Below are 14,004 nucleotides of genomic sequence, written 5' to 3' on the forward strand. Positions count from 1 at the left end.
ACGTATTACAGCACAGGAAGCCCCGCTAAATATTGATTATTGGCGGGGCGGTCTGTATGTTAAGTGCAAATTTCCCATACAAAATCAACAGGTACTGTGTAGATAAAAGTTGAAAGTGGCTGCCCCCATGTATTAATTACATTTTCCACATCTGGAATGGATAAATTGGGTTCAGTAGTTGATATGTCTTGAATTTCAAAATGTGCATTATTAAAGCTAGGGTGAAATGGACGTGTAGGTGGAATAAGCACAGAAATTTTATCTCCAGCTGTTTTAACCAAGTAACCTAATACTAAGTTGGCACTTCCAGGATTATCGATATTATTAACCGCCAACTTAATAATTGAATTTATAGCTGGGTTTTTAAGTTGTTGCGTAATTCTAAATTGTTGATCAACAGTTCTTTTTTTAAAGAAAAAAAGTTTATTGGCCCAAGCCGGCTCATTTTGAAGCCCTTTAATTAGGTAGTCTCTAATTAGTTCGGATTTTGATATTTTTGTAGAATCACAAAAGGTATTCAACTGTTCCACTAATCTGGCTGGTAAGTGAATTTTAACAGGGACCGATTTGGTGTCTGTTAAGAAATCTTCTTGGATAGTATTCATTAAGCAACTCCTTAAGTTTAAGTTCTGTATTTGGAACTTTATGGTGACATGTATGGAACTATTATGTTGATTTATTATTAACAAGTCAAATTTATATCAAGCTCTGCTTTTATTTTTGCTTACTTAAACTTATAAAATATCTCGATATCTTTATAGATCACCCAAGTGGTTTTTTTAATGGGCGCAATTTATGAATGAAAAGGAATACTTCTGGAAAACAAAAAAGCGCCCGCCTAAGTCCAAACCACCTACCAGACCATTGCTAAAAGCTAAACAAAAATATTTGGAAGCTGAAGAAACGTTATTTCAAGAATTAGAAGAACATCGAATTGGATATCGACGAAAATTTCAATTTGAATCAACCAAAAATTGGCGGTTCGATTTTTATATTGTGAAGTTGAATCTACTTATTGAAATTGCTGGTAGCCCTTGGGCCGTTGGTCGCGGTGGAAAGAAGATAGCAAATGCCTTGGGTAAGTATGATCTTGCTTTGGATAGAGGTTATGTATTTGAGCGCCTTGAACCTCACCAAATTGAATCAGGTTATGCAATTAACTGGATTAAAAGCGAATTAGCGAGAATCGAAGATGGATCAAATAAGACCATTTCCACCAACTGATTTTATTGACCAAGCTGAAGAAGAGGAAGCAATTCGTATAATTCCAGCACCAGATTTAAAGAATTGGGTTGTTTCAAATTATTTAAAAATTGGTGGGCCTCTTCATAACCCTGATCATGACCATATTGCTGAGCTGCTTCATGATAATGATGAGTTTTTGGCATTTGCTTGGGCTTCAACAGCATTTAAAAGTAAACAGACTATGGTTTTAGGCCAATGTGAAAAAGTTATGTTTAATGTTGGAGGCTGGAAGAAAGCACGCCAGGAACAACAAATGCGTGATTGGTTCGGAGCTGTGCCAACATACTTAATTACTGTCGATGCTTCTTTTTGCGAGCGGGCTAATGATACAGAATTCTGCTATTTGATTGAGCACGAGTTGTATTACATTGGCGTTATGAAAGATGAAGATGGCGAGACCCTTTATAGCGACAATACAGGTTTACCTAAGCACTATCTTGCTGGTCACGATGTTGAAGAGTTTATTGGTGTAGTTAAACGGTATGGACCAAGCAAGAATGTTAAGCGGCTTATTGAAGTCGCCAAGAATCCGCCGTTTGTTTCGGATCTAGATATATCAAGATGCTGTGGTAACTGTGTAATCAACTGAGCCTTGCGGCTCTTTTTTTTAACCTGTTTGCTGTACGTAGCTGTACGAAGGGGAATTTATGGCAGCACTTAAAGAGCCTGTGAAAATATATATTGTTCAAGCTCTTGCATGCCGTGATACCCCTCAAGAAGTGGTTGAACAGGTCAAGCAAGAGTTTGGTGTTGATATTAGTCGCAGCCAATGCGAATGCTATGACCCAACAAAATATTCTGGCAGAAACTTAAGTAAGAAATATGTTGAGCTTTTTGAAGGGACCAGAGAAAGATTTGATGAAGGCTTAATTGATATTCCTATTGCGAATAAGTACTACCGTCTGAAGCAATATCAAAGACAGCTTGATAGAACTAGAAACGTTAAAACAGCGCTAAAAATTCTAGAACAAGCTGCAAAAGATATTGGTGGACAATTTACTAACCGCCAAGAAATAACAGGCAAAGACGGCGGACCAGTTCAAACGGTCAATTCTGATATTCCAGTTCCAATGGAAGAGTATTTAAAAGCGCGGAGGGAGGTCTTAGATGAGTACTGATGCGGCTCGGGATAAAGCCATCCGGATCGAGGCGCAAGAAGATTTATATTTCTTCACAAGGTACATGTTTAAGGAGCGCCGTGGTTATAAATGGATGCATAACTGGCACCATTTAGAACTCTGTGAGGCTTTAATGAAAGTCTATCGCGGAGAAACAAAGCGGTTAGTTATTAATTTGCCACCTCGTTATTCTAAAACTGAAATTGTCGTAATTAATTTTATGGCATGGTGTTACGGTAAAAAGCCCGATTCTGAATTTATTCATATTAGCTATTCGGCAATGCTGGCAGCTAATAATGCATTTCAGATTAGGGGCCTTGTTCAAGAGGAAGCCTATAAGAAAGTCTTTCCTAACTTTGCTTTGAGAGATGACAGTAAGGCAAAAGACTTCTGGCGCACATCTGAAGGCGGTGTCTGCTATGCGACTGGTACAGGCGGTACCATTACCGGGTTCGGAGCAGGAAAACTAAGAGACGACTTTGGTGGTTGTATCATTATTGATGACCCACATAAAGCACATGAAGCATCTTCTAAAACTATTCGAGAAGGTGTGATTGACTGGTTCCAGAACACACTCGAGTCACGTACAAACTCACCTGAAACGCCGATTATTGTCATTATGCAACGTTTGCATGAAGATGATTTAGCTGGCTGGTTGTTAGGTGACAGAAAAGACGGCGTACCCGTTGCTGGGGGTAATGGTGAAGTTTGGGAGCATCTTTGTCTCTCAGCCATACAAGAAGATGGATCTGCGTTATGGCCAGCAAAACACAATATTCAAAAATTAAAGCAAATGGAGCAAGCTGCTCCATATGTTTTTGCCGGGCAATATCGACAAATGCCATCACCGCCAGCAGGCGGTTTTTTTAAGCCTGACAATATTGAAATTGTAGATGCTTTGCCTGCGGATGTAGTGAAGCAGGTACGAGCGTGGGACTTTGGTGCAACTGAGAATGAAGGCGACTTTACAGCAGGTGTGAGAGAAGCTTTAGGTTCAGATGGATATACATACATAGTCCATGTAACGAAGGGGCAACTTGGGCCAGACAACGTAAATAAGCGCTTAAAGCAAACTACTGAGTTAGATGGAATGGGCGTAATGGTAAGGATCCCTCAAGATCCTGGTCAAGCTGGTAAATCACAAGCCAGTTCATTCGTAAAACTTCTTGCAGGATATGACGTCAAAGCTAAACCTGTTTCAGGTGACAAACTCACACGAGCTCAACCCTTTGCGGCTCAAGTTAACGTGGGCAACGTCAGAATGCTTAGAGGTGATTGGAATAAAGAGTTTATAGAAGAGCTTCGAAATTTTCCAAATGGAACGCATGACGACCAGGTTGATGCTGGTTCAGATGCATTTAATGAATTGAATGGAGGTTTTGAAGCCTTCTTTGCTGATATGGGATTTGCTCGATGAGTGACGTAACTTTTAAACATCCTGAGTATGTTAAAAACTTGCCATACTGGCAAAAACTGGATGATGTTTGTGAAGGTGAGGATGCTGTAAAGGCTAAAGGTGAAAAGTATTTACCCAAGCCAAATGCGCATGACAAAACGCCAGCAAACAAAAGTGCTTACTTAGCGTATTTGGTACGTGCTGTGTTTTATGAAGTTACAGGTACAACATCAAACAGTTTAGTGGGTGCTGCATTTGCTACAGATCCAAGCTTTAAGTTTCCAACTCAACTTGAGCATTTAGAGCGCAATGCCAACGGCGCAGGCTTAAGTGCTTATCAATTGGCACAGACGGGAATTAGACACTTATTAAAGCATTACAGATGCGCTTTATATGTTGACTACCCAACAGTTACTCCGGCACGAAATCTTGCTGAGTTTAAACAGCAAAAAGCCTATCCGATGATTCATTTATTAAATGCCATTGATGTAATCAATTGGGATTCAATGATGATCGATAACCAGAAAAAGCTTTGCTTGGTGGTCATCCGTGAATTTACTTCTGAACGTGGCACTGATGGTTTTAGCAAAACTGAGGTTGAGCAGTTCAGAGTTCTGCGTTTAGAACCTGACAGTGAAGAAAATTATATCTATTCAGTTCAGGTTTACGCTAAAGGTGATAAAGGTACATGGGTAGGTGGAGAGAAGAAGTTTCCGACTGATTATAATGGTGATTTTTGGTCATATATCCCCTTTACCTTTGTGGGGGCAATTGACAACTCTGAGGAGATTAAGAAGCCGCCACTGCTTCCATTAGCTAATCTTAATTTGGCTCATTATCGAGACAGTGCGGACTTCCAAGAGTCCGTTTTTTATATGGGCCAACCACAGTTTTATGCAAAGGGAGTCAATTGGGCATGGTATGACGAGGCCAAAAAGCGTGGCATTTATATCGGTGCAAAAGTTCTATTACCTTTACCTGAAAATGGTGATTTGGGAATTGTACAAGCAGATCCAAATACTTTAGCTCGTGAAGCAATGAAGGATAAATGGGACCAAATGAAAGAAATGGGTGCTCGTTTAATAGAAAAGGGTTCGGCAGCTAAAAAGACAGCTACCGAATCAAACAGTGATGACGCTGTTCAGCATTCAGTTCTTTCATTATGTGTTGTGAATATGAATGAAGCCTTTTCGATGGCTTTAAGATGGGCAGCTAAGTTTGTAACGCCTAATGTTGATGTTTTAACTAAAGATGAGCTGATGTTTGAAATCAGTCAGGAATTCAATAAGCAAGGTTATCTCGCTGAACTTGCTCGTCAATTATTTGAAGCAGCCTTACAAGGGCGTTCTTCATTTAAATCTTGGTGGGAATATAACCAAACTGGAATGTTCCCTAAACAAAAATATGAACAAGAGCTGGTCAATGTCGAAGCCGAAAAAGACGGAACAGTAAATCTATAGGTAGGGTGATATGGCTAAAGATAATAAAAATCTTTTAGAGGTACTCACTCAACACCAGGCTTATCTTTATCGTGCTTCTTCGCAATCAGTAAATGAATTATTGGGTTTATTCAATGATGATACGAACGCAATGCTTTCAAAGCTTCGTGATTTACTGGATGAACTTAGTGATTCAGAAAAGATTGCTTTAGCTGGAGGCAAATACACAACTTCAAATCTAAAGGAAATTAGAGATTTAATTACCCTATGGTTCAGTAGTGTTAATACAAGCTTACCTGAAGCATTCGCCGTATCGGCTACGGCAATGGCCGTTTATGAAGCCAGCTATATGGCAAAGTTGTTTGGCACAACGATAAATAAACCAGATGGAGAAAAGCTCTATTCAGCTGCAAAAAAGGTACCACTTACAGGCGGTGCTCTTGTTGAAGACCTTCTATCAAGAATTGCAGAAAGTGCCCGGCAAAAAGTTGAATATGCAATTCGTGATGGAATCAGCACTGGAAAAACAAATCAACAAATAGTTCAGCGTATTCGCGGTACCAAACGGCTCAATTATGAGGATGGAATCTTAAATGGTACCAAGACGGATATTGACCGCACTGTTAGAACTGTAAGAAGTCATGTAGCTAATCAAGCCTATCTGAATAGCTTTAATCAATTAGGCTTTGAATATGTACGATTTGTTAGTGTACTTGATGGAAGAACTTCTAAGTTATGTGCCTCGCTTGATGGTTCAACTTGGGAAATAAACGACCCATCTAAACGTGTACCGCCGTTGCATCCGCATTGTCGCAGTATCTTAGTACCAGTGGAAAAAGATGGGCAATTAGTTGGTGAGCGACCGTTTGTAATGGATGAGCGAAAAGTTAAAGACATCCCGAAAGATGAGCGCAGCCAATTAATAGGGCAATTGGATGCAAACACCACATTTAAAGAGTTCTTTAAGAAAACAGATGATTTCTTCCAAAAGGAGTGGCTAGGGCCAAAGAGGTACAAGCTTTATAAAGAAGGAAAGTTTGATTTTGAAAAGTTCTTTGACCCGGATGGGCGTTTATATAGTTTAGATGAGTTAAGAAAGTTGGATGAGCAAACCTTCAAGGAGTTTGGATTATAATTTTATGCTAGAGTGTTTTTATTAGAAATTTATATAAATACTTGTCATGGAACATTTAATCAAAGCTAGTTTAGACATTTTTAGAACTCATAATATTCTTCTTTACGTTGTTGCCATTACTTCGGGCTTGTTGTCTTACAATACATTTGGCGTAGCAGATTTAACTGGGTATGCTCTGATTAAAGAAGAGTACAAAAATTATATTGGGCTTATTTTTCTATTGTCTACAATTACTATTGTAGTGTTATGCGTAAAATCAATAATCAATTATTTGCGTAATTCGTTAAGTAAAAGTAGCTTCAAAAAACAAGCCAGCAAAAGGATTGACCAAAAACTTGCTAATCTTACGAATCAAGAAAAAGCTGTTTTATTACAATTCTTCATTCAGCAATCAGAAACTATTTGGTTGCCTTTTAGGACACAAGAAGTAGTTGAACTTATTAATTCGAACATACTTACATTGGCCAGTAATGCTGCGAGGATGACCTTAGTGGGAGAGGCAGCTATGTTAAATCTTTCAATAGATATGAAACAAAGACTAGCTAATTCTTATCCGGAAATCTATTCAGAAAACTATAATGAAACGGAGGTAAAAACACTATTAGGTAAATTCACTCCTAAAAGTGTAATAGAGGTTAATAGGGATCGGAGAACGATTGGATATTAACCAGTTTTTAAGTGTTTAGTACAGAGCCGAAAGGCTCTTTTTTATTGCCTGTAGTTTGGATGAATAGGGCGCAACGAGCGGATGCTCATTTTAGATATAGGGTCGGATGACTTATGAAACTTAAAACAGTAACAATCGACGGTAAAGTTTATGCGGAAGTAGAAGGTGATAAACCTATCTATATTCATGATGATGGCAAAGAGACACCTCATGATGCCGCTCACTCTGTAGCAACTATTGCACGTTTAAACAATGAAGCTAAAACAAATCGTGAAGCTAAAGAAGCTGCGGAAAAAGCCTTAAAAGCTTTTGAAGGTATCGATGATCCAACAGCAGCTAAGAAAGCAATTCAGACTATGCAAAACCTTGACGATAAAAAGCTGGTGGATGCTGGCGAAGTTGAGAAAGTGAAAGCTGAAGCTATCAAAGCAGTTGAAGAAAAATATGCTCCTATTGTTGAGCAGCGTGATGCTCTACAAGCCTCTTTGCATAAAGAACTTATCGGCGGTGGTTTTGCTCGTTCTAAGTACATTCAAGACAACATTGCAGTACCAGTTGATATGGTTCAAGCGACCTTTGGCCAGCACTTCAAAATCGAAGAAGGCAAAGTTGTTGCCTACGACCAAAAAGGGGAAAAGATTTATTCCCGTGTTCGCCCTGGTGAACTTGCCAATGTAGATGAAGCTTTAGAGTCCTTGGTTGGTGGATACCAGCATAAAGACTTAATCCTTAAAGGTGGTAAAGGAAATGGCGGTGGTTTCCAAAGCGGGGGCAAAGGTGGAGCACCAGCAGGTATGAAGCGCAGCGAGATGTCAGTATCTCAAAGAGCCGATTACATCAAAGAACATGGCCAAGAATCCTTCCTAAAACTACCGAACTAATTATTAAACATTTGGAGATAAGTCGTTATGACTACAGTAAATTCAGACATGATCATCTACAACCAATTGGCTCAAACTGCCTATTTAGAGCGTTTGCAAGATAATTTGAATGTCTTTAATGAGGCATCTGCTGGAGCGATTGTTTATCGCAATGAAATCATTGAAGGTGACTTTAGCAAAGATTCTTTTTACCGAGTGGGGGGAAGTATCAAGCATCGTGATGTGAACTCAAATGCTAAAGTTAATCCTGAAAAAATTGGCGCTGGTGAATCTGTAGGGGTGAAAATTCCCTACAAATATGGTCCTTATGCTTCTACTGAAGAAGCTTTTAAGCGCCGTGCTCGTACCCCTGAAGAGTTTGCAATGATTCTTGGCTATGATCTGGCAGATGCTTTAGTTGCAGGACGTTTACAGTACAGCTTGGCTTCATTGAAAGCAGCAATTACAAGCAATCCTGATATGGTTGCAAAAGGCAGTATCGCAGTAGATGGTCGTAAAGCTTTAACCAAAGGAATGCGTAAGTTTGGCGATAAGTTTGGCCGTATTAGTTTGTGGGTAATGAACTCAGACACCTATTTCGATATTGTTGATGATGCAATCACTAAGCAGATTTATGGCGAATCTGAAATCGTTATCTATGGTGGTTTACCAGGTACTTTAGGTAAGCCGGTATTGGTTACTGATGCCGTAGGTGATGATGATGCATTTGGTCTGCAAGTGGGAGCGGTGACTGTCACGGAATCACAAGTGCCAGGCTTCCGAGCTTACGACATTAATGATGAAGAAAACTTGGGAATTGGCATGCGTGCTGAAGGTACTTTTAACATGGATCTTCTTGGATATAGCTGGGATACAACCAAAGGTATTAATCCTGATCTTTCTTTACTGGGTTCAAGTACAAACTGGTTGAAACATGCAACCAGCAACAAAATGACGGCTGGTACATTGCTTGATTTGTCGGGTACGCCTTAAAACCTTAAACACCTAAATGTATTGGAGGGCTATTTAGCCCTCTTTTTAATTATTAAGAGAAAAGTATCATGAAGTTAATCTATACGCGTATTGCCGCAGCAGCAGCTTTAGAAGTCGGGACCATTGCTAACCCTGACTACTATGAAAATCCAAATCGTAGTGCTGAAGAAGTAATCATTTATGGTGAATATCCAAAAATTAAAAATGATTATGAAGCTTTGAATATTCCAGTTGAAGTTCGCAAACTGGAAGAGCCTGCAAAAACGACTTTGGCCACAGTAAATGTCGCAGTGGGAATTACCCCTGAGCTGCAAGAGGTCATTGATAATACAAAAGCTGAGTGTGAAAAAGTTATTGAAGAAAACGGGCAACTTAAACAGAAAATCGAAATCTTGGAACAGGCAAGTGGTGATAGTTCTGAATTAATTTCTGAAAACTCACGTTTAAAAGATGCTGTAACCCAAGCCGACAATACAACTAAAGCGGCTGAAGGAAAGGTAGTTAGAATCCAAGCAGAATTTGATGCTTTTAAAAATGATGTTGCTGCTATGCAAGCGCGTATCTCAGAGCTTGAAGCAGGTACAGGTAAAACAGCTCAGCCTGAAGCATCGAACCCAAATGATTATGAAAGCTGGACCAATGAACAGCTCAAAGAGTTTTTAGCGAGTAAAGATATTGGCTATAAACCAACTGCAACAAAAGCAGAACTTCTTAAATTAATCCCGAAGGTATAATCCTATGAGCTTTATTACTTTAGATGACGCAAATTCAATTTTGGGTAGCGATTTTGCACCGGATAGTGATAAAGCTCGTCTAGTCCAGCTTGCAAATGTATGGATGAAAAAACGCATTGGATTTGTGCCGGATCCTATAGATTCACTTCTTAAAGATGCTGCTTGTGAAATCATTAAAGGTATTCTGGCCAAGGTGATTTATAACGGCAAAGAGCAGCTGCTTAAACGAAAGAAAGTTAAAGCTGATTCAGTCGAATCTGAAAAAGAGTATCAAGAGGGTACTGAAGCGATTTCTAGCTTTGAACAGATAGCAATTGATTATATTGAATCGCTCGATTTGAAAGATCCTAATGCAAGTTTTAATAGTTTTGGTATTCCACTTTATAGAGCATGATTTATGGGCCTACGTGACGAAATTCAGGCAGATATTGCTGAAGCACTTAATGACGATTTGGCGGACGCCGTTCATGCTTTTACGTGTGAGCGGATCTCAAAAACAAATTGGGATCCTAAGACTGAAACTTATGTTGAAGTTAAAGAAAACTATTCTGGTCGTGGCGTTCTATTTGGCTCTTACAGTCAATACGAGATTCAGACACTTGGAGTACTGGCCACAGATAAGAAAGCGACTGTGCTTCAAAATGAAGTGACTATGGCCCCAAAAATTGATGATGAGTGGATTACAGCCTTAGGTTCATTCCGGGTAATTCATATTCAACAAGATCCTGCCTCTACTATTTGGAAATGTCAGTTGAGGAAGGTTTAAAGTCTTATAAATTTAAATCTACTTAAAAGCAAAAGTAATTAGCACAGAATATTTTGTAGAGAAAAAATGATTAATTGTTATATTAGCTAAAAGTATATATATAAATTAATCATATTTTTATCACATTCTATTGTATGTTTTAGTCAATAACCGTTATTTTATATTTATGTAAAGAGCGGAAATAATAAATGTTAGTAAGAGGTAGTTATAAAATTGTTCCTATAGAAGATATGGGGGGCGGATCTTTCGGTTTTGTGCAAAAAGTTGAACTTTATAATCAGAAAGACCATCTATGCGGCTTATTTGCAATGAAGACAATGAAGTCAAATGCAAGAGAAATAGAATCTTTTAGAAAGAGGTTTGTTAGAGAAGGACATCTACAAGCCAAATGTAGTCATCCAAATATTGTTCAAATTTATATCTGTGATCTAGAGAGCGTAGAGCCTTGGTTTGTAATGGAACTGGGCGAAATAGATGTAGAAAAATTAATAATAAATGGTAAATTTCCAAATAAAGAAAGATTAAAATGTATTTTAGATTTACTTTTGGGAATGATTCATATTCATCAACAAAAACTTTTACATAGAGACATTAAGCCTTCAAACATGGTAAAAGTTGGTGATAAATATAAAATTGCTGACTTTGGTTTAGTTAAAGATACTGTTTCTAGCCCCGAGACAACACCATTGACTGCTATTGGTCAAGGAATGGGCACTCCAGGATTCCTTGCGCCTGAAGCAGTTTTTGGGCATTTTAGTGATCAATCAGATATCTATGCTATTGGTACATTCTTAGAGTACATGTGCTACTTAGATGATGAGTTAGCTCGAAAGTTAGCTCCAATTATTAATAAGTGCAGAGCACATGTACCTTCTGACAGATACCAGTCAGTTAATCAAATATTGAAAATATTTTTACCAATTTATGAGGAGGGGATGAATGTTTGAACTAACTAATGTAGCTGCTTTCACGCACTCTAAATCTTCAAATAAAACAAATGAAGACTCTATTCTTCTCCCTTTGAAGCTAAATGGCGGATATATTTTTGCTATTGCTGATGGTGTTGGTTCATATCCTGGTGCAAAATTGGCTTCAGAGTTAGCTATTGAATGTATTTCTAAAATAGAAAAAATACCTACAGAGAGTGAAATAGAACATTTATTATTAAAAATTAAAAATAAATTAAGTGGGCTTGAATTAATCAATCCAGAGTTTTTTCAGGCAGCGACAACTTTAACAGTTGGAGTGGTTGAAGAAAACGGTGTACATATTATTCATGTTGGTGATAGTCGGCTCTATATAAAATCTGAACAGAAATTAACTTGTCATACGAAAGACCATACTCAACATCAGAAGTTATTAGAGGCTGGGCTATACACTGAGCGTCAGCTTAAAAAAATGCCAGGTAAAAATATACTGGTAACGGCCTTATCAAAGAGTATTAATTTAGAATATCAGTATTCATTTCTTATGATGAAAGATATTATTGATGAGCAAGGAAATTTAGTTGTAAATATTATGTCTGATGGAGCTTATGAATTCTGGGAAAAAAGACCAAAATTTTCCTTGAATACTATGAATAATCCAACAGCTTTTAGTACTAGTTTGCTTAAACGGATAGAAAAAAATGGGCCAATTGATGATTATTCTTTAATTTCTACAAAATTTAAAATTGGTATTTAAACATATCATTTATTTTAACTAACCACCCTTCAAGGTGGTTTTTTTATGCCTAATTATAGGAATCTTTATGATAAGCACGGATTATGTTCCTTTATGGCATATCTCACCATTTCAACATGTGCATTACACGCTGGCTCGAAATCAACTACACATGGATCTTCTATTTGAGGATATGAATAAGGTTGATCAGTTCATGTCTATAGAAGGAACAGCAGCTCAAGTCGATTACTATTTTGATGGCGCTTATGCAATTGTTCAGATCGGGGATACTTCAGAAAGAAAACCGATTGAAGTCTATGGTTTGCTTTTACATGAAGCTGTTCATGTTTGGCAGAAAATCAGAAAACTAATGGGTGAAAAGGAACCTAGCTAAGAATTTGAAGCTTACTCAATTCAAGCGATCGCTCAAGACCTTTTCGAAATGTACGATGAAAGTGAGGTAAAGCATGGGATGGAAGGGGAAAAAGCCGACTGATTTTAGTATTGATGTGACTAAAACAGCAGAAGACCAGGTAAAGAAAATCACGATGGATACAGTGCAATCATTAGTTGATTCAAGTCCAGTTGATACCGGTGCTTATCGTTCTTCTCATATTGTTTCAATTGGATCAGGTGAGTATGGAGTACGAGGACCAGAAACAAACGCCGTTCAGGATGCTGCTATTCAATCTGTGAAGTTTAAGCTCGGCAATTTAGTCTACATACAAAACAATAAAGCATATGCTGAACGCCTAGAAGATGGTTGGTCAGATCAAGCACCGCAGGGTATCTACAGCACAACATTCACTTATATTACTCAAAAGTATGGTGGTTAAGATGGCAATGACTTTAGAGCAAACTAGACAAGCTATTATTGACCGCATGCAAAGCTTTACAGGCATTGCTCAGGAACGAATTCAGTATCCAAATGCACCAGGCTTTACGGTTCCAAAGGAAGGCTTGTGGTGTCGTTTGACTATTGCTGGTGGACCAAGTTTTATTTCAGGCATTGCTGATAATCCTTGTACACGGCGTACAGGAAATATTATGGTCCAGTGCTTTGCACGTCATCATAGTGGTGTGAAAGGATTAACTGAGCTCAGTGATGCATTACTTCATCATTTTGAATACTTCATCTTAGATCATCTTGAATGTTTACATGGACAATCAATTTTTGTCGGTCAAGATGCTGACTTTATTCAATATAATATAACGATTGGTTATAAAATCCACTAAAATACTCGCGTAATTTTTTAATCGAGTTTGGTTTCTTATGGATTTACTAGAATGGATAAAGACTTTAATTTCTGGAGTATCTACAATTCTAATACCGATTTTAATATGGCGATTAAACAGAAATAGTACCGAAAATAGTAAGCTAAAGCTGCATTCGGATATTGATTTAGATATAGAAGCAGCTAAAGACTTCGAAAAACTAAAAAATGATTCTTCATTATCTAGATTGACCAAGGATAGATTCTCAAAAAAGCTATTCAATAATTCAGCTATTAATTTTGATGAGGCTTCTTATTTCACTCAATATAGAGATGCTGATAAGCTTGTAAATATCTATGTCTTATATAAAGATAGGATTAAATTAATATATGATTCAAATAATTTGGTTAGCTCTTTAGAACCAAAGGCACCCAAAAAACAGCGAATTTACTTTTTTCTTTCTTATATTTTATTTGTAAGCTTAGCAGTAACTCCTTATATCTTTTTTGGAGAATATAAGGCTTATATTTTAAATTATTATCATGCGCAAAACTATACGGTAACTATGGAGCTTATTCTAGGTCCGTTACTGTGTTTTATAGTTGGGATAATGTGCTTAAACGAAGGTGGAAAACAAAGTAGCGTTATACGTTTTATTGATAATTTGAAAAAGGAAGAAACTAAAGTAGATGCTACTGATATGGATGAAGAATTATTGAATTAAAGTGAGAGGAATTTACTTCTAGAAAAAGCTCTCTTTATAGATGGCTTTTT

General features: G+C 37.7%; 18 protein-coding genes and 1 pseudogene. 18 read left to right on the forward strand and 1 reads right to left on the reverse strand.

The window, feature by feature from the left end:
- Positions 1–59: 59 nt before the first annotated feature.
- Positions 60–605: a ribbon-helix-helix domain-containing protein gene (locus tag F968_RS05480; RefSeq protein WP_004791075.1), complete on the reverse strand. Its 546-nt coding sequence runs from the start codon at positions 603–605 to the stop codon at positions 60–62.
- 190 nt (positions 606–795) lie between these two features.
- Here F968_RS05480 and F968_RS05485 point away from each other — a divergent pair, with 190 nt between their 5' ends.
- The 18 genes and pseudogenes from F968_RS05485 (at position 796) to F968_RS05570 (ending at position 13,954) form a co-directional block, all read left to right on the forward strand.
- Positions 796–1,224 carry a hypothetical protein gene (locus F968_RS05485; RefSeq protein WP_004791076.1) on the forward strand — a complete coding sequence of 143 codons (429 nt, stop codon included), beginning with the start codon at positions 796–798 and terminating at the stop codon, positions 1,222–1,224.
- Positions 1,193–1,834 (forward strand): putative metallopeptidase, encoded by a 642-nt coding sequence (locus F968_RS05490; protein ID WP_004791078.1) that lies wholly within the window; start codon positions 1,193–1,195, stop codon positions 1,832–1,834. The genes F968_RS05485 and F968_RS05490 overlap by 32 nt, the downstream gene beginning before the upstream one ends.
- A 58-nt stretch (positions 1,835–1,892) precedes the next feature.
- Positions 1,893–2,363: a DUF2280 domain-containing protein gene (locus F968_RS05495; protein ID WP_004791080.1), complete on the forward strand. Its 471-nt coding sequence runs from the start codon at positions 1,893–1,895 to the stop codon at positions 2,361–2,363.
- Positions 2,353–3,780, forward strand: a complete 1,428-nt coding sequence (terL, locus tag F968_RS05500) for a phage terminase large subunit (protein WP_004791083.1) — start codon at positions 2,353–2,355, stop codon at positions 3,778–3,780. The genes F968_RS05495 and terL overlap by 11 nt, the downstream gene beginning before the upstream one ends.
- Positions 3,777–5,219: a DUF4055 domain-containing protein gene (locus tag F968_RS05505; RefSeq protein ID WP_004791085.1), complete on the forward strand. Its 1,443-nt coding sequence runs from the start codon at positions 3,777–3,779 to the stop codon at positions 5,217–5,219. Before terL ends, F968_RS05505 begins: the two co-directional genes overlap by 4 nt.
- Positions 5,220–5,229: 10 nt before the next feature.
- Positions 5,230–6,333, forward strand: a complete 1,104-nt coding sequence (locus F968_RS05510; RefSeq protein WP_004791086.1) for a minor capsid protein — start codon at positions 5,230–5,232, stop codon at positions 6,331–6,333.
- 46 nt (positions 6,334–6,379) lie between these two features.
- The gene (locus F968_RS05515) at positions 6,380–7,000 is read left to right on the forward strand and encodes a super-infection exclusion protein B (protein WP_004791088.1); all 621 of its coding nucleotides are present in this window, start codon (positions 6,380–6,382) and stop codon (positions 6,998–7,000) included.
- A 113-nt stretch (positions 7,001–7,113) separates the two neighbouring features.
- Positions 7,114–7,881 (forward strand): DUF6651 domain-containing protein, encoded by a 768-nt coding sequence (locus F968_RS05520; RefSeq protein ID WP_004791090.1) that lies wholly within the window; start codon positions 7,114–7,116, stop codon positions 7,879–7,881.
- 27 nt (positions 7,882–7,908) lie between these two features.
- Complete coding sequence (locus tag F968_RS05525) at positions 7,909–8,853, forward strand: major capsid protein (protein ID WP_004791091.1); 945 nt, start codon at positions 7,909–7,911, stop codon at positions 8,851–8,853.
- Between the two features lie 68 nt (positions 8,854–8,921).
- A complete protein-coding gene (locus F968_RS05530) occupies positions 8,922–9,587 on the forward strand; it encodes a hypothetical protein (RefSeq protein ID WP_004791093.1) in 666 nt (221 codons plus the stop codon).
- A 4-nt stretch (positions 9,588–9,591) separates the two neighbouring features.
- Positions 9,592–9,981 carry a hypothetical protein gene (locus F968_RS05535; protein ID WP_004791095.1) on the forward strand — a complete coding sequence of 130 codons (390 nt, stop codon included), beginning with the start codon at positions 9,592–9,594 and terminating at the stop codon, positions 9,979–9,981.
- A 3-nt stretch (positions 9,982–9,984) separates the two neighbouring features.
- A complete protein-coding gene (locus F968_RS05540; RefSeq protein WP_004791097.1) occupies positions 9,985–10,353 on the forward strand; it encodes a hypothetical protein in 369 nt (122 codons plus the stop codon).
- A gap of 188 nt (positions 10,354–10,541) precedes the next feature.
- The gene (locus F968_RS05545) at positions 10,542–11,300 is read left to right on the forward strand and encodes a serine/threonine-protein kinase (protein WP_004791099.1); all 759 of its coding nucleotides are present in this window, start codon (positions 10,542–10,544) and stop codon (positions 11,298–11,300) included.
- On the forward strand, positions 11,293–12,036 hold the full coding sequence (locus F968_RS05550; RefSeq protein WP_004791101.1) for a PP2C family protein-serine/threonine phosphatase: 744 nt from the start codon (positions 11,293–11,295) through the stop codon (positions 12,034–12,036). Before F968_RS05545 ends, F968_RS05550 begins: the two co-directional genes overlap by 8 nt.
- Positions 12,037–12,103: 67 nt before the next feature.
- Positions 12,104–12,511 (forward strand): annotated as a pseudogene (locus F968_RS05555) (hypothetical protein).
- Positions 12,483–12,851, forward strand: coding sequence for an HK97 gp10 family phage protein (locus F968_RS05560; protein ID WP_004791104.1), 369 nt, complete (start codon positions 12,483–12,485; stop codon positions 12,849–12,851). Before F968_RS05555 ends, F968_RS05560 begins: the two are co-directional and overlap by 29 nt.
- 1 nt (position 12,852) lies before the next feature.
- Complete coding sequence (locus F968_RS05565; protein ID WP_004791106.1) at positions 12,853–13,251, forward strand: hypothetical protein; 399 nt, start codon at positions 12,853–12,855, stop codon at positions 13,249–13,251.
- A 37-nt stretch (positions 13,252–13,288) separates the two neighbouring features.
- Positions 13,289–13,954 (forward strand): hypothetical protein, encoded by a 666-nt coding sequence (locus tag F968_RS05570; RefSeq protein WP_004791108.1) that lies wholly within the window; start codon positions 13,289–13,291, stop codon positions 13,952–13,954.
- The last annotated feature ends 50 nt before the right edge of the window (positions 13,955–14,004 follow it).

The sequence above is a fragment of the Acinetobacter sp. NIPH 817 genome, from assembly GCF_000368405.1.
Taxonomy (GTDB): domain Bacteria; phylum Pseudomonadota; class Gammaproteobacteria; order Pseudomonadales; family Moraxellaceae; genus Acinetobacter.